This window comes from Serratia myotis (assembly GCF_027474885.1).
GTDB lineage: Bacteria > Pseudomonadota > Gammaproteobacteria > Enterobacterales > Enterobacteriaceae > Serratia > Serratia proteamaculans.
In genome coordinates, this window is sequence record NZ_CP099707.1 from 1,920,220 (window position 1) to 1,936,375 (window position 16,156).

16 protein-coding genes are annotated in these 16,156 nt (G+C 55.2%); 5 read left to right on the forward strand and 11 right to left on the reverse strand.

The genetic code is table 11. The features are described 5' to 3' along the window. Positions 1-35: 35 nt before the first annotated feature. Positions 36-782, reverse strand: a complete 747-nt coding sequence (rutB, locus tag NHG65_RS08955) for a pyrimidine utilization protein B (protein WP_099061817.1) — start codon at positions 780-782, stop codon at positions 36-38. Then, complete coding sequence (gene rutA / locus NHG65_RS08960) at positions 782-1,882, reverse strand: pyrimidine utilization protein A (RefSeq protein WP_085116164.1); 1,101 nt, start codon at positions 1,880-1,882, stop codon at positions 782-784. The genes rutB and rutA overlap by 1 nt, the downstream gene beginning before the upstream one ends. 288 nt (positions 1,883-2,170) lie before the next feature. On the opposite strand from rutA, the gene rutR reads away from it, so the two are divergent. Then, on the forward strand, positions 2,171-2,845 hold the full coding sequence (gene rutR, locus NHG65_RS08965) for an HTH-type transcriptional regulator RutR (protein ID WP_490655187.1): 675 nt from the start codon (positions 2,171-2,173) through the stop codon (positions 2,843-2,845). Between the two features lie 47 nt (positions 2,846-2,892). Here rutR and cycA read toward each other — a convergent pair whose 3' ends face one another. Beyond that, positions 2,893-4,293 carry a D-serine/D-alanine/glycine transporter gene (gene cycA, locus NHG65_RS08970; RefSeq protein ID WP_099061681.1) on the reverse strand — a complete coding sequence of 467 codons (1,401 nt, stop codon included), beginning with the start codon at positions 4,291-4,293 and terminating at the stop codon, positions 2,893-2,895. A 682-nt stretch (positions 4,294-4,975) separates the two neighbouring features. Then, the gene (locus NHG65_RS08975; protein WP_219015837.1) at positions 4,976-5,800 is read right to left on the reverse strand and encodes an endonuclease; all 825 of its coding nucleotides are present in this window, start codon (positions 5,798-5,800) and stop codon (positions 4,976-4,978) included. A 270-nt stretch (positions 5,801-6,070) separates the two neighbouring features. Between NHG65_RS08975 and tolA the strand changes: the two genes are divergently transcribed. Further along, the gene (gene tolA, locus NHG65_RS08980; RefSeq protein ID WP_262260914.1) at positions 6,071-6,484 is read left to right on the forward strand and encodes a cell envelope integrity protein TolA; all 414 of its coding nucleotides are present in this window, start codon (positions 6,071-6,073) and stop codon (positions 6,482-6,484) included. A 15-nt stretch (positions 6,485-6,499) separates the two neighbouring features. Here tolA and NHG65_RS08985 read toward each other — a convergent pair whose 3' ends face one another. Further along, a complete protein-coding gene (locus NHG65_RS08985; RefSeq protein ID WP_099061678.1) occupies positions 6,500-6,994 on the reverse strand; it encodes a DedA family protein in 495 nt (164 codons plus the stop codon). Between the two features lie 157 nt (positions 6,995-7,151). On the opposite strand from NHG65_RS08985, the gene NHG65_RS08990 reads away from it, so the two are divergent. Then, positions 7,152-7,451, forward strand: coding sequence for a putative quinol monooxygenase (locus NHG65_RS08990; protein WP_207977671.1), 300 nt, complete (start codon positions 7,152-7,154; stop codon positions 7,449-7,451). 105 nt (positions 7,452-7,556) lie between these two features. Here the strand turns inward: NHG65_RS08990 and NHG65_RS08995 are convergent, their stop codons facing one another. From NHG65_RS08995 to NHG65_RS09015, 5 genes are read right to left on the reverse strand one after another with little or no spacing between them, the layout of a single operon-like run. Continuing rightward, positions 7,557-8,276 (reverse strand): enoyl-CoA hydratase-related protein, encoded by a 720-nt coding sequence (locus NHG65_RS08995; protein WP_262260911.1) that lies wholly within the window; start codon positions 8,274-8,276, stop codon positions 7,557-7,559. Then, positions 8,269-9,441 (reverse strand): MFS transporter, encoded by a 1,173-nt coding sequence (locus NHG65_RS09000; RefSeq protein WP_099061675.1) that lies wholly within the window; start codon positions 9,439-9,441, stop codon positions 8,269-8,271. Before NHG65_RS09000 ends, NHG65_RS08995 begins: the two co-directional genes overlap by 8 nt. Further along, entirely contained in the window at positions 9,438-10,649 is a 1,212-nt protein-coding gene (hemA, locus tag NHG65_RS09005; protein ID WP_099061674.1) for a 5-aminolevulinate synthase, read from the reverse strand. Before hemA ends, NHG65_RS09000 begins: the two co-directional genes overlap by 4 nt. A gap of 15 nt (positions 10,650-10,664) precedes the next feature. Then, on the reverse strand, positions 10,665-11,876 hold the full coding sequence (locus NHG65_RS09010) for an acetyl-CoA C-acyltransferase (RefSeq protein WP_499183466.1): 1,212 nt from the start codon (positions 11,874-11,876) through the stop codon (positions 10,665-10,667). Between the two features lie 9 nt (positions 11,877-11,885). Next, a complete protein-coding gene (locus tag NHG65_RS09015) occupies positions 11,886-13,415 on the reverse strand; it encodes a 3-hydroxyacyl-CoA dehydrogenase NAD-binding domain-containing protein (RefSeq protein ID WP_207977674.1) in 1,530 nt (509 codons plus the stop codon). Between the two features lie 348 nt (positions 13,416-13,763). Here NHG65_RS09015 and NHG65_RS09020 point away from each other — a divergent pair, with 348 nt between their 5' ends. After that, positions 13,764-14,480, forward strand: coding sequence for an autoinducer binding domain-containing protein (locus NHG65_RS09020; RefSeq protein ID WP_099061671.1), 717 nt, complete (start codon positions 13,764-13,766; stop codon positions 14,478-14,480). Positions 14,481-14,657: 177 nt separating this feature from the next. Continuing rightward, positions 14,658-15,086 carry a universal stress protein gene (locus NHG65_RS09025; protein WP_085116177.1) on the forward strand — a complete coding sequence of 143 codons (429 nt, stop codon included), beginning with the start codon at positions 14,658-14,660 and terminating at the stop codon, positions 15,084-15,086. A 55-nt stretch (positions 15,087-15,141) separates the two neighbouring features. On the opposite strand, the gene NHG65_RS09030 is transcribed toward NHG65_RS09025, so the two are convergent. Then, the gene (locus NHG65_RS09030) at positions 15,142-16,155 is read right to left on the reverse strand and encodes an Ldh family oxidoreductase (RefSeq protein WP_262260905.1); all 1,014 of its coding nucleotides are present in this window, start codon (positions 16,153-16,155) and stop codon (positions 15,142-15,144) included. Position 16,156: the final 1 nt, after the last annotated feature.

Sequence of the window (16,156 nt, forward strand, 5' to 3'; positions counted from 1 at the left end):
GTGAAAATTTAATATTTGGTGAATAAAAGCAAAACTCATGCCGTCTGGCTGAGTGGGGCGGCTAGCACGTCACAGAAGCTGTCAACGTCCGACACCCAGCCAAAGAAGGTTTCGATGTTGTACAGCGCCGCCTGCTGGGCGAACTGCGGCCCGGCCTGGTGAGTGGCGTCGGCCAGCACGATGCCGAAATACTCGAGGAAAAAACCGTCGCGTAGCGTGGACTCGACACAGACGTTGGTAGCGATGCCGGTAAACACCAGATGATGAATGCCATACGAGCGCAGCAGGCTGTCGAGCTGGGTGTTAAAGAAGCCGCTGTAGCGCGGTTTCGGGATCACGATATCGCCGGGTTGTGGCTGCAGTTCGTCCACCAGATCGTAATCCCAGTCGCCCTTGGCCAGCAGCTTGCCCATCAGTTCCGGGCGTTTACGCATGGTTTTCAGCGCGTTGGATTTATGCCAGTTGGGGGAACCCTGGCCGCCGGCCTCGACGTACTGGTTGTCCCAACCGTTCTGGAAGAAGATCACTTTGATACCGGCGGCACGGGCAGCGTTGATAGCGCGTTTGATGTTGGCGATCACCGGGGCGGTGGCCGAAACATCAAAACCGGCGAGATCCAGATAGCCGCCCTGCGAAGCGTAGGCATTTTGCATATCGACCACGATCAAGGCGGTTTCCTGCGGCGCAAAGGCGATAGCCTCCGGACGGGCGGGAAGGGTGACGGTGGCGCCGGCCTGCGGTGACTGACGGCGCACCACCGCTTGGTTTTCAACAATTTTCATCATGCGACCTCGCGGCTTGCAGCGGTTTGCGGGCAAACGTCGGCGCGGCTTTTCATCAGCGGCTGGATGCGTTCGCCAAAGTCTTCCACCCCTTTGACAAAGTCATCGAAGGTCAGCAGCACGCCTTCGGTACCGGGGACGGTGGCGATTTCATCCATCATGCGCGCCACGTTGGCATAGGAGCCGACCAGCGTACCCATGTTGATGTTGACGGCTGAGGTGGGATCCGCCATCTGGCGCACGTTGGTGTCGGCGCCGGATTTGGTGTCCTTGCCGCTTTGTTCGGTCAGCCAGGCCAGGGCTTCGGTATCGGCCCCCGCTTTATAGCTTTCCCATTTGGCGCGGGCGGCCTCGTCAGTTTCATCGGCAATGATCATAAACAGCACGTAGCAGGCCACGCTGCGGCCTTCGCTATCCGCCGCAATTTTCAGGCGAGCCGCCGTCGGTGCAAAGGCGGTCGGGGTGTTGACGCCCTTGCCAAAGCAGAAGTTGTAATCGGCATATTTGGCCGAGAAGGCCATGCCTGCGTCACTCTGCCCGGCGCAGATCACCTTGATGTCCGCCTGCGGCTGCGGGCTGACGCGACAGTCGTCCATCTGGAAGAACTCGCCTTTGAAATCGGATTTACCGGTGCCCCAGAGATCGCGCAGCACATTGACGTACTCCGCCAGATAGTCGTAACGGCGACCGAAGTAATCGTCACCCGGCCACATGCCCATTTGCTCGTATTCCGGTTTTTGCCAGCCGGTGACCACGTTCAGGCCAAAGCGACCGTTGGAAATGGAGTCGATGGTGGAGGCCATACGGGCGACGATCGCCGGTGGCATGGTCAACGTGGCCGCCGTGGCGTAGATCTTGATGCGTGAGGTGACGGCCGCCAACCCGGCCATCAGGGTGAAGGATTCCAGGTTGTGGTCCCAGAACTCGGTTTTGCCGCCGAAGCCGCGCAGTTTGATCATCGACAGCGCGAAGTCGAAGTTGTAGTGCTCGGCCTTCTGCACGATGGTTTTGTTGAGTTCAAACGTCGGTTGGTACTGCGGGGCATTGCTGGAAATCAGCCAGCCGTTGTTGCCGATAGGAATAAATACGCCAATTTTCATTTGAACACCTCGGGTCTGCGAATGGGACGGTTCATGTGCTGCCTGAATGCTTCTCGCCGGACAGCGCTGGATACGACGGCTATTGCAAGTGGAGTGCCAGTTTTTAAAATGGCTTATTTATCAACAAATTGTTTTTGAGGTGTAATTTTTTTGTTGAGTGAATGGTCCAAAACAGACCATTTGGTCAAAAATGGCTGCACAAAAAACAGGCGCGACTGCGCGTTAAAGGTGCAAAGAATCACTCGGAAGGGGTAGGCAAAAGCGTGGGTTTCACCCAATGGCTTTGTTATGCTGGCTCGAATCAGGTTGCGCCAAGGAGTCGCAGTGAAGCCACAAGCCGTTAAACCCCCCACGCGCCGCTCGCGTGCGGTGGCTGCAAAACGCAGCACCATCATGGATGCGGCGCTGGAATTTTTCTCGCTGTACGGTATTCATGGCACCAGTCTGGATCAGGTGGCGGAACGCGCCGACGTCTCCAAAACCAATCTGCTGTATTACTTTCCTTCCAAAGAAGAGCTGTACGTGGCGGTGCTGAAAGGCATTCTTGAAGTGTGGCTGGCACCGCTTAAAGCGCTGCGTGCCGATCAGGAACCCTTGCAGGCCATTCGCGAGTATATTCGGCTGAAGCTTGAGGTATCCCGTCATCATCCGCAGGCTTCACGGCTGTTTTGTCTGGAGATGATCCAGGGGGCACCCTTGTTGAAACTGGAGCTGCAGGGCGGATTGAAGGCGCTGGTGGACGAGAAGTCCGCCATGATCGAGCGCTGGATTGCCGAAGGTCATATCGCGGCGGTAGAGCCACACCATCTGATCTTCATGCTGTGGGCAACCACTCAGCATTACGCTGATTTTTGGGTGCAGGTGGAAGCGGTGACCGGCAAGACCCTAGACGATGAGGCGTTTTTTCAGCAGACAGTGGAGAACGTGCAGCGGGTGATTATCGAGGGTATTCGGCCGCGCTAAGCGCCAGGAGTGGGAAGGGGGATAGCGGACTATCCCCCAGCAGCATATTAAGCGGTTTTCTTCTTGCGCAGGAACACGTAGGACAGGCCGAGCACCACAAACCACAGTGGCGTGACGATCAGCGCCTGGCGGGTATCTTCGCGCAGCGTCAGCAGCACCAACACAAAGGCGAAGAACGCCATACAGACCCAGCACATCAGTTTGCCGGCCGGCATCTTGTAGATCGATTTCTGGTGCAGCGCCGGGCGTTGCTTACGGTAAACCAGATACGAGCACAGGATGATGGTCCAGACAAACATAAACAGGATCGCCGAGACGGTGGTCACCAGCGTGAAGACTGTCATCACGTTCGGGATCAGGTAAATCAGCACCACCCCACCCAACAGACAGATACAGGAGAAGGTCAGGCCATTAGCCGGTACTGCCCGCTTGGACAGGTGGGCGAACGACTTGGGTGCATCGCCTTCCTGCGCCAGACCGAACAGCATACGGCTGGTAGAGAATACGCCACTGTTGGCGGAAGAGGCGGCGGAAGTCAGTACCACAAAGTTGATCACGCTGGCTGCGGCAGGCAGGCCAATCAGCACGAACAGTTCCACGAACGGGCTCTTGTCGGCGACCACTGAACTCCATGGCGTGACCGACATAATCACGATCAGGGCGAACACGTAGAACATGATGATGCGGATAGGAATCGAGTTAATGGCGCGTGGCAGCACTTTTTCCGGATCTTTGGTTTCAGCCGCAGTGGTGCCTACCAGCTCAATGCCGACAAAGGCGAACACTGCAATCTGGAAGCCGGCGAAGAAGCCGCTGATGCCTTTCGGGAACATACCGCCGTCATTCCACAGATGTGAGAACGACGCGACGGTACCGGTAGGCGACTGGAACTGCATGGCGATCATCACCAGCCCGGCGATGATCAGCCCGACAATGGCGACGATTTTGATCATCGCGAACCAGAACTCCATCTCACCAAACATCTTCACCGTCGCCAGGTTCAGGCCCAGCAACAGCAAAATGCACAGCAACGAGGCGATCCACTGCGACAGCCCGGGGAACCAGAACTGCGCATAGGCGGTTATCGCCACCACGTCGGCAATACCGGTGACCACCCAACAGAACCAGTAGGTCCAGCCGGTGAAAAATCCGGCCCAGGGGCCGAGCAGATCGGCGGCAAAATCGCTGAAGGATTTGTATTCCAGATTAGAGAGCAGCAGCTCGCCCATGGCGCGCATCACGAAGAACAGCATAAAGCCGATGATCATGTACACGAAGATAATGGAGGGGCCGGCCAGGCTGATGGTTTTGCCAGACCCCATAAACAGACCTGTACCAATAGCACCGCCGATGGCGATCAGTTGAATATGTCGGTTAGTGAGGTTTCTACGTAGATGATCTTCTGATTCGGGCGACGCCTCTGCGGCTATTTTAGAGTGATCTACCATCTTATGATGTCCTGTTTTACCTGTCATGAGTGAAATAGCGAGCTCTGAAGTGGCTCTTTTTTATACGATTATCCGGTCTTGCCAGATTTAGTAAGGTAGAGCAATAACGCCACCTTTGTGCAACATGTTTACAACATTTATGCGAGGGATAAAAGTCGATTGTTCTTTACACTGCGGAGGCAAATCGGACGTCTTGGGGGCGGAAGATTACTCTGGGTTCTGGCAGATTAATAGCCCTGCTGCGGCTTATCTTATTGATAAAACAGGGTGTTAAAAATACCGCATGAGAAAAACTAATGAGTGTAAGCGTTTGACATTCAGGGGGCGGAAACAAAAACGCTAACTCCCTGGAGCGTTAGTTCAACGGGCAGAGTTGCTGACGCTTATTCAATTGATTACAGGGACGAAAGCAGCGTTTTCTATTAACTAAATCAATGTGTTAGCGGTTATTTTTTCTTGATGGTTTTTTAAGATTAATACCTGATTGAGACCCACCCCACAAAAAATGCATTCCCCCGCGTGAATATTCAGTTAAGTGATCTGGCGCAAACTGAGCCTACCGACAGCCGATTTATCTCGAACTCTAAACGTAGATTTCCTACAAAATTGGTAATGGGACTTTTGGCGGGATGAACCAACGGACTCAGCCGTACCTTAAGGCATGAATATGCTTACGTACGGGTCAGGGTGTATCAATCAGGTGAATGTGCTCACGGTTTTCATGGAATAGCCGTCGACAAAGAATACGGTAACAGTCGCGGTCGAACTCATCGGCCGGGAGACTGAGTGCTTCTGCTGCATGCAGAGAGGGGGCGGTACCAAGGTAGAACCAATTACTGATGACGTGGAAGGCCTTAAGTTGGCCCTGTCGTTCCTCGATGGCGATCCTGCCGGGGAAGGGCCAGTGTCGCACCTGGGCCTGTGTCAGGGCACCAAGCAGTCTGGTTTGGTGTGCTTGTGGGGTCTCCTTCCCGCAGCAGACTCCGGCGCACTTGCCTAACTGGTGGCGAAAACAGGGTTGTCCCGGACGGCCCTTTTCAATATCCAGATACGTCAGGCAGAGCCGTTCCCGATCGGCAATGTCGAGTAGAAAGTCGACGGCCGCCGCGCGCCGTAGAAACAGGCCGTACAAGTCCGGTGTTCGCGAGAAATCCAGCGCGTCGCTGTAGACGATACGCGTTTGGGAGTCCTGAACCTGCAAGGCACAGAGCCGACGAATTTTACGTAGTCGCTTGTTGTAAAGCGGGCTTTGTTGTTTAACCAGGGATGATTCAAGCAGTAGCGCGCCAATCTCACCCACCGTCTCGATGAAGGTGATGCGACGGGTGGCGGAAAGCAACCGAGCTTCACGTGGATTACGCAGGTGAGACTGTACCCGGCGGCGAATGTTGACGCTCTTACCGATGTATAGCGGGTGGGCACAGTTCTCCCCGTGAAAGAGATAGACCCCGCAGGTCTGCGGCAGGTTGGCGACCTCTCCGGTCAGATGTTCAGGGTATTGATACATGGACTATCAGAAACTCATGGCTTTTGGAGACGTGGCGGATCCCGCCAAAGATAATATTTTCTTATTATAAGCCGCATCAGCCTGCCGGGTAATGCCAAAATTCACTGCAAAGCGTATTCGCTTAACTTCACGGTAGTTATCAAACAGGCCTCTGACGCTTTTCGACCCCGGTCCACAAGGTCTGTTTTTGCTTTCAGACTCCTGCTTTATCTCGTAATCTCGTCATTGAGATTTGTTATTTTTTTAAGTTTTACCTATAGGGATATAGATATGCGTAAATCGCTAATAGTTGCTCTGGGCGTGATGATGCTGGCGGGGTGCTCGAAGACCCATTCAGAGATAAAGTCAGGGGCGTCTGGAGAGGGTGTTGATGATCTTTTTGCTACTTTGGAAGGCAAAACAGCGCCTGCACCTGCGGACGGGGTCAATACGTATGCCATGCAGATCATGTCTGCTATTCAAAGTCATTTGCACGATGCCGGTTTATACGCCGGTAAAGAATGCTCTTTAAGGATCACGCTGGCTCCGGATGGCATGCTTATCGCCGTCCGTGCGGAAGGTGGTGATCCTGCTCTTTGCCGCGCAGCGATAAAAGCAACCACAAACGCCCGCTTTCCCAAACCGCCGTCACAGGTTGTGTATGGTGATTTTAAAAATGCCGTATTGGTGTTTCGCCCCCAATAACCCGATGCTGGCGATTCAAAATACCCGGCTAACCCACATCAAAGCCATGGCCCAAATCCCGGCGGACAGCGCGCTGGCGCAATAAACCTGCTTGAGCGGCAGTGCAATGATACCGGCGACCAAGGGCACGGTGTAGCGCATCACTGCCAAAAAACGTGACATAAACAGCAGTGGCATGCCTTTCTTCTGCAGTGCGGTTTGTGCCCGGTGCAGAGGGGCCTGAAATCGGATCGGCAACCTTTTGAGCGATCCCCGACGGCAGAACAGCGCGCCGCAATGGAAGGATAAAACGGAGCCAAGCAGGGCGCCCAGGGTAATCGCCGCCCAAACATGGATGTCGGAAAGTACCGGTTTACCGGCAACGATACCCAGCATCAGTGTGACCGATGCTGGTGGCAGCAGCGAGGAAATGAAAATCACTGACTTGCCCAGCGAAAATAAGAAGATAATCAACAACAGGAATTCAGGTTCCGGACTGTATTTGGCGATCATTTGTGTGAGTTGTTCCATCGGCCACCTTGAAAAATTTGTCGTCAGGTGACCAGTGTCCCATTCGTAACTTCAATAAATGGTCAATTAGGTTTTATTAGCTGAATAGGTTCATCATGCTGAGAGGCCGCGACCGAGCGTCGCGCGACACTTGGTAAAACAAACAGGGAAGCTAACAATGTTAAAAGTGATTGCTGAAGATTTTATCAAGCTCGATTGCGTTGAAACGGTGATGCCGTTGTATCAGGAACTGGTGGAGAAAACCCGGCAGGAGCCGCTTTGTCTCTCCTATGAGCTGTTTATCGATCATCAGGACGCGGGGCATTTTATTTTTGTCGAAGAGTGGCCCGATCGCGCCGCGCTGGACGCACATTGCCAGACGGAACATTTCAGGCGTTTGGTGCCGTTAATCAACCAGCATCAAAGTAAACCCTGCACCTTCCTGTTTATGCAGCCATTTGCCTCGGTGAAGGGTTAAGGGAGCAAAAAAACCCCCGCAGAGCGGGGTTAATGGCTTCTCAAACACTGTCTTGTAGTGATTAAAAATTAGACTGCGAATGATTACCATTCATTAAGAATGTTCTTAAAAGGATATTGCCGCCTGACGCACCCGGTCTACCCAACTTTGTTGGTAGTCAAAGGTGGGGGCTTCGTGTCGGTTTAATCCATGGTGGACGATGGCCTTCACCGCCTGACTTGCCAGCGGATTTTTCTGCGCAATCTGCCGGGCGAGATTCAGCGACTCCTCATATGCGCTGCCCTCGCTGATGCGGGAAATGGCACCCTGTTGCCAGGCTTCCTGTGCGGTGATGATTCGGCCGGTGAGTAACCAGTCGAGAGCGATATAGGGGGAGATCCGCGCCGGCAGCCGTGAACAGCCTCCTTGCGCGGCAACCAGCCCCAGCCCGGTTTCCGGGAAACTGAACTGTGCGTTACGGCTGGCGACGATCAGGTCGCAGGCCAGCGCTATCTCGAAACCGCCGCCGAAGGCGATGCCATCCACCGCGGCAATAATGACCTTGGTGAGTTGGGCATGCACCAGCCCGCCAAATCCCCCCGGTTCGACCACCGGCAGTTCACCCTGCTGGAAGGCCCTGATGTCCATGCCGGCGGAGAACACCTGCGGCAGGCCGGTCAGTACTATTACCCGAATTTGCTCATCCTGTTCGGCCCGTAGCAGATAGCTCTGGATCAGTTGCGCCATCGCCAGATTGATGGCGTTCTTTTTTTCCGGCCGGTTCAGGGTGATCACGGCAATGGCGTCATCTTGCTGATACTGCACGGGGAGTAGCTGGTCAGTCATTGGCTTTTTCTCCCTGGAAAAAGAACAGCGTCAGCAGCAGGGCGATGGCTCCCAACGGCAGCGAAAACAGCGGGAGATAAAACGCCGGCAGGCTGTACAGCGTCAGGCCACCGAGCATGCCACCCGCGGCGATGCCGGCATAGAGTACCGAGCTGTTGAGTGAAACGGTCAGCGCGCCAAAGCGCTTTGACAGTGACAATAAGTGGTGCTGGATCGGCACCAGATACATCCAGCCGGTAATGCCCCAGACCAGAAAGATTGCCAGTACCCACCAGGGGGAACTGACGTAAAAAGTCAGCAGGAACAGCGAAACGGTTTGAATCGACACCGAAAACAGCAAAACAAACTTGCTGCCGAAGGTATCGGTGAGCAGGCCGGAAACGAAGTTGCCGATCACGGCACCGATACCGAACACCAGCAGCGCGATCGGCAAAATAGCCTCCGGGCCAAACTGGGTATTTTTCAGCAGTACGCTCACATAGCTGTAAACAATATGCTCGGAGCAGACGGCGAAAAAGGTGATCAACAAAGTGGTCAGCACCGCTTTTTGCCGCAGCGGGGCAAGCCGCTCTTTCAGCGTATGTTTACCCGGTGCCGCGATGGCGCTCAGCGCCAGCGAAAGCCCCAGCAGTGAGACCGCGCCTAACAGGGCAATCAGCAAAAAGATTTCCCGCCAGCCAATCAACCTGGCCAGGAAGGTGCCGAAGGGAATACCGAGGGCGATGGCCAACGTCATGCCACCGTAAACAATCGATATCGCCAGCCCGCGGCGTTTTTCCGCTACCAATCCAACCGCTGCCGCCGCGGCCTGTGGCGTATAGCAAGCCGCGCCCAGTGCCGCCAGCACGCGCCCGGCAGACATTTGCAAAAAGCTGTCGGCGTAGGCACAGACCAGATTCCCGGCGATAAATAACACCAGGGCCAACTGCAAAATATGCTTGCGGTTGAGATTACCCAGCAGCCAGGCAGTTAGCGGAGCAAACAGCATATAGGCCAGGGCAAAGATTGAGATTAACTGCCCTGCCTGCGCGGGGCTGACGGCAAAGGTGCCGGAAATCTCGTCGAGTATGCCGGCGACGATAAACGCATCGGTACCGATGGCGAAGGTGCCGGTCGCCATCAGACACAGCGTAAGAAAATGGCCGTTATAGTCCGTCAACTTCATCCCGCTCTCCGTAACTGGTTGGCGGTCCAGACTTTGCTTAATGCCGCCAGGAAATATTCCACGTCCTCATGAGTATGGGCAGAGGTCGGCGTAACGCGCAAACGCTCGCTACCGGCCGGAACCGTTGGGGCGTTCACCGGCTGTACGTAAATATCGTATTCATCGAGCAGCTGCTTGCTGATGTGCTTGTTACGGTGCGGATCGCCGACCAGTATCGGCAGAATATGGCTGTCCTCCGAGACCAGCGGAATGCCGGCGGCGCGCAGACCGGATTTCAAATGGTCGATAATCGCCAGCAGGTGTTTGCGTTGGTTGTCATGCTCCAGGTTGTATTTGAAGCTGGCCAGCGCGGCCGCCACCACCGGTGCAGGGGATGAGGTGCTGAAGACAAACGCCGGCGACCAGCTACGCACCGCCTCAACCACCACGCGGGGGGCGGCGATGTAGCCACCGGCCGCGCCGTAAGATTTGCCAAAGCCGCCCTGGATAATGGTGATTTTGTCCAACAGGCCAAGCTGTTCGGCATAGCCCAGCCCGCGATGACCGTAAACGCCGGCGGAGTGGATCTCGTCCAGATAGGTCAGCGCCTGATATTGCTCAGCCAGTTCCACAATTTGCGCCAGCGGCGCAAAGTCACCGTCCATCGAATAGAGCGACTCGAAGGCGATCAGTTTGGGCCGATGCGGATCCGCCGCCTGCAGCAGTTCAGCCAGATGCGCAACGTCATTGTGGCGGAAGATTTTTTTCTCCGCCTTGCTGTAGCGGATACCGTAAATCATCGAGGCGTGGTTCAGCTCATCGGAAAACACAATCAGATCGGGAATGGCGTCACACAGGGTGGACAATGTGGCGTCATTGGCACCGAAACCGGTGGTAAACAGCAGCGCGGACTCTTTGCCATAGGCGCTGGCCAGCAGAGTTTCCAGCTCGCTGTGGTAGATCGAGGTGCCGGAAATACTGCGTGCGCCGCAGGTGCCCAGACCGACGCGGTTTACCGCCTCAGTGGTGGCCAGAATGACTTTGGGATGATGGCTCATCGCCAGATAGTCGTTGGAGCACCAGACGTTCAGACGGCGTTCCCCATCCTGACCGTGGCTGGTGGCCCAGGGTTTATCCAACACGCTGCGTTCCAGATTAAGGAACTCACGGAACCGGCCCTGTTTTTTGGTTTCGGCCAGTTTTTCTTCAAGAATGTTCAATACGCTCATACGAAGTTCCTTGCATTAGAGGGCTTTAATAACCAATGAAACACCCTGGCCGACACCGACACACATGGTCACCAGCGCATTGTTTAATTGCCGGGCATGTAGCTCCAGCGCGCTGGAAAGCACCAGCCGCGCGCCGGACATGCCCAGCGGATGCCCGAGGGCGATGGCGCCACCGTTCGGATTGACCCGCGTATCGTTGAAGTCGATACGCCAGCCTTGCAGCGTCGCCAGCACCTGTGCGGCAAACGCCTCATTAATTTCAATTACGTCAAAATCATTCAGGGTAAAGCCGGTTCGTGCCAGCAGCCGGTCAGTAGCGGCGAGCGGCCCAATGCCCATCAGTGAAGGGGCGACGCCGGCGCTGGCGCTGTCGCCAATCTCCGCCAGCGGTTGCAGCGACTTGCGTTTCACATAGCGGCCGCTGGCCAGCAGCAACACCGCGGCACCGTCATTGATGCCGGAGGCATTACCGGCGGTGACCGAACCCTCTGCGGTAAAGGCCGGCTTCAGCGCCTGCAATTTTTGCAGCGTGGTCTGTCGTGGGAACTCATCCTGTTCGAAGGTTTTGCGGGTTTTACGATCGGCCTGCACCTCAAGCGGGGTTATCTCCCTGGCTAAACGGCCATTTTCAATCGCCCGCCAGGCCTTCTGCTGCGAGGCCAGGGCAAAGGCATCCTGATCTTCGCGGGAAATCCTGTACTGCTGTGCGACGTTCTCCGCCGTTATGCCCAGCGGATCGCTGCCATAGCGCTGCGCCAACTGCGGATTGACAAAACGCCAGCCCAGCGTGGTGTCGTACAGTTTGACTCCCTTGTCGAAAGCCGTTTCGCTTTTGCCCATCACGTAGGGCGCGCGGCTCATGCTCTCCACACCACCGGCCAGCACCAGATCGCTGAGGCCGCTTTTTATTTTTGCACTGGCGTAGATCACCGCATCCAGCCCGGAAGCGCACAGGCGGTTAAGGGTAATCGCCGGCACTGCCTGATCCAGGCCGGAAAGCAGCGCCGCCATGCGGGCAACGTTGCGGTTGTCTTCACCGGCCTGATTGGCGCAGCCGAGGATCACTTCATCAATATCCGGCTCGGTTTCAGGATGCCGTTGCAGCAGCGCCCGGATAATAGAGGCCGCCATGTCGTCCGGACGGGTTAACGCCAGGCTGCCGCCATAGGCACCGATTGCCGTGCGGGTGCCGTCGATCAGATAGACCCCATCGTCTTTAATCGTCATCATTTTTCCTTACGGCGCGACGGCCAGTTCGGGCCGGGGGGCATTCAGCAATGAGTAATGCGGGTAATAGCGGGCGGAATGCAGCAGTTGCGCCATATTATCCAGCGTTGATTTCACGTTTTTTTGCCCGAGCTGCGTCAGCCAGGCAAAGATGCCATCGGCATAGTTAACGCCCGCCACGGCGGCAATATCGATATCTGCCCGGCTGCAAACCCCGCTCTCCACCATGATCACCGACTCATTGATCAGACTGCTCAGAACCCGGGCGACGATCAGGCCTGGAGAGTCTTTAATAAACTCCACCTGCGGGATCAACGTTTGCAGCAGCGACAGAAACAGCGCTTTATTGGCCTCGGCGGCGTCCTGATTGTGGGCGGCCACCAGATAGGCGGTATCGCTGTAATTCAGTGCGGCGTCGATCACAAAGGTGTCGAGATCGGTCAATTCAGCGAGCAGATTGGCGGTGCGACCATCGGTGATTTTGACGGCCAATGCGTCATTCACCCGGATAAAGCGTCCCAGCGTCGGCCGTTCCGGCTGGTGAATAATCTGCAGCGTTGGCCAGATAGCCAAGGCGCGCTGTTGCAGCAGGTCAAACAGGGTATGTTCGCCATAAAAATGCAGGGAAGTCAGCGTGCCGTTGCCTGCGTCGAGGGGGTTCGATTCGGAAGAAGGGGCAGCAAAAAAGGATCGGCCGTTTTTCTTCCCCAGCAACCCGGCATCCACCAGCGAACGTTGCAAATGGCCGGGGGTATAGCGAGGGTCGTACTGCATGTCCTGCCAAATCTGGCTGCTGACCTGATAGTTAATATCCTGGCCGATAAAGTCGGTCAACTCTAAAGGGCCCATGCGAAAGTGGCCACCGGCCTTGAGGGCGCGGTCGATCTGCGGTGCCAATGCTACGTTTTCTTCCAACAGCCGGAATCCTTCCAGATAAAAAGGCCGTGCCATCCGGTTGACGATAAAACCCGGTGTGGCTTTGCAGACCACAAACTGTTTGCCTAGCGCCGTCACCAACTGCTGGCAGCGCAGGCTGGTGGCCCGGCTGGTAAAATAGGACGGAATAATCTCGATCAGTTTCATCAGCGGGGCCGGATTGAAGAAGTGCAGGCCGATAAAACGGGCGTTGTTTTCGACGCCTGCCGCCAGCTTATTCAACGACAGCGATGAGGTGTTGGTGGCGATAATGGCCTCTTGTTTCACCGTGGCCGCAATCGCCGCGAGGATTTCATGCTTGGTGGTCTCATGCTCCGCGATGGTTTCAATCACCAGGTCGCTGTCGGCGATAGCGTCGAAAATGGGAGAGAAAACCAGGTTGGCCAATACTTCGCCTTTTTTCTGTGGGCTTATTTTCCCGTTGTCTATTTTCTTATCCAGGTCACGGATAATATAGTCGCGGGCCTGATCCAGATTATTACCGCTACGATTATAAAGCAGGGTTCGTATGCCGTTCTGCGCCAGAAGATAGGCAATACCTCTGCCCATGGTTCCGGCACCAATAACAGCGACCGAATGGATTGCCGAATTATTCTCTGCCATAAAAATCCCCGTGAGTATTTTTCTGCTTTGCGAAATTCGCAATTGCTTATTATTTATTCGGATTTAAAAAGCACCAGGTGCCTATGGCGAAGGTAATGGGCGGCGCTGTCAGTGTCTAACGGTAGAAGTGACAGGTTTACAATAAATCGGCTTTATGTTATTCGCGTAATTTCTGGAATTAACGCCATTTAAAGGGCGTTATTTATTCATAATCGAGGGGGAATAGCTGTTTTTGTTATAGCCATGGAATTTTTTATACTATGAAACGGCTGTTGTCACCCTGAGCCCTCCACTATAGTTAATCTTACTTATCGATAACCCGGTGCGGCTTTCTGGAGAACCTGTTTTATGGACACCCACCTTCAGCCTTTGATGGAAGCCTTACTGACCCGTCTGCCAGACCGCGAGGCTTTTTTAAGCCAACTGGAACCTTGTGCCCAGGCGTTGGGTTTTGAATACTTTTCTTACACAGTCTTTTCCTGCTACCCGGCCAGCCGCCCCAAAATGCTGATAGAGGGGAATTTCCCCGAGTCCTACCTGGAGGACTACCGCAAGCTGCGGGTCTACCTGCAGGATCCGGTGATTGAGCAGGCCCATCACTCTACGCTGCAATTTCATTGGGATGAACGCTTCTACCAGGACAAGCCGGAGCTGTGGTGGCGCATGGCGCAGTTTGGCATCCGTGAAGGCTGGTCGCAGTCAATCAAGGATTGCTATGGCCGGCTGGGGATCCTCACCTTTGCCGGCAAAAGTATTCCCGTTCAGTCACCACAGGCCAGCGCACGTAACGAAACTTTCTTCTTGTGGCTGGCGCAGATTGTTCATAAAACGCTGCGTGAAGCATTAATATCGGTGAACGACGAGGCGATCAAAGATGTGCTGACACTGCGCGAGAAGGATATTTTACGTTGGTGCAGCGAAGGCAAAACCTCAGAAGAAACCGCTCTGTTAATGGGGCTGAGTGAGCGGACGGTGAATTTCCACATTGGCAATTCGATTAAAAAGCTGTCGGTGGCCAATAAAACTGCCGCCACGGCGAAAGCGGTGTATTTACAGCTTATTTAACCCGGTTTGAAATAATTAAGCGGCTAGCCGTTAGACATGTGATGTTTATATTTTGTTAAATAAGGAATTATCCTAACCAGTATTTACCGCCGATCACAAAAGCGCGAGAAAGCGGTTCACCCTTATCCTTCCCGGCAGTACCCTGTAGTCACCAAGGTGACATAGAAGGGATGTGATATGTACAAGACCATATTAGTGCCGATAGATATTGAAGAAGATCTGTTGACCGAGCATGCGCTGGAACATGTTGAGTACCTGGCGAAAATATCCGGTGCCAAAGTGCATTTCTTCCATGCGTTGCCGGATGCCTCGGCATTCGTTACCGCTTATTCTTTCGGTATCAAGGAGTTTGAGAATCAGGCGGAAGTGAAGGCGGTGGATAAACTCAAGAAGATCATGTCAGAAATCGACATTCCGCTGGATCGCCTGGATTACACCGTCAGCTTTGGTTCGCCGCGCGATGAAGTGCTGGTGCTGGCAGAGGAAATCGAGGCCGATCTGATCATCATCGGCTCACGCCGCCCGAGTGTGAAAACCTACCTGCTGGGCTCCAACGCCGCAGCCATTGTGCGTCACGCCAATATCTCGGTGATGGTGGTCAGGTAATCTTTTAGGCGTAGCTTAGGTGAGAGTCCCCCTCTCCCACAGGAGAGGGGGACTATTAGCGGCAGAGAGCCACAATCTCGTCATACAGCGTCTGCGGTAAGCTAATACCGTGCTGCTCGCTGTACTGCCGCCGCTGAAAACGGCGTTCTCCCGGAATACGCGCCCCTTGCTCGCTCATATCCGCAAATAAGGCTTCCGCCCTGGCCAAATGCAGCGCTTTGTCCGCCCCCAGGAAACGATCGGGATCCATCGCGATGATCAGCTCGCCACCGTAAGGGGAGGAGCCGGTTTGCCGATCGTAGGCCAGCGATTCCTTACTGGTCATATCGCCAATCAACGGCCCGGCGATCAGCTCAACCATGGCCGCCAGTGCCGACCCCTTATGACCGCCAAAGGTCAGCATCGCCCCCTGCAACACGCTGGCGGCATCGGTAGAAGGTTCCCCCTGTTGATCGATGCCCCAACCCGGCGGCAGTGGTGTCCCTGCGCGGCGATGCAGCTCAATCTCGCCGCGTGCCGCCGCGCTGGTGGCCATATCGAAAATAAAGGGTGGAAGCTGCGGACGCGGCCAGCCGAAGGCAATCGGATTGGTGCCAAACAGCGGCCGGGTTCCCCCCGCCGGTGTCACCCAGGCATGGCTCGGAGTACAGGCCAGTGCCACCAATCCCCGATCGGTCAGAGGCTCGATATCGGCCCACAGCGCGGAGTAATGTACGCAGTGATTAATCGCCAACGCGGCGATGCCGTTAGTGCGCACCTTATCAATAAACGCCGGTAGCGCGGTATGGTAGGCCAGCAGCGAAAAGGCGTCGTGGGCATCTACCCGCAGGATGGCCGGGGCTTGATCGACCAGCGTCGGGCGCGCATCGGCGGACACCTTGCCGGCCAGCAGCGAGCGCACGCAGCCAAGCACCCGGTACAGACCGTGCGAGGCGCAGCCGTCGCGTTCACCGGCCGTCACATTCTGCGCAACGGCATCGGCATGTTCGGCACTGAAACCGTTGCTGCGCAGTGCGCGTAGCGCAAGATCATAGGCCTCTTTCAAGCTCAGGCTCTGGGTTTGTGTCATC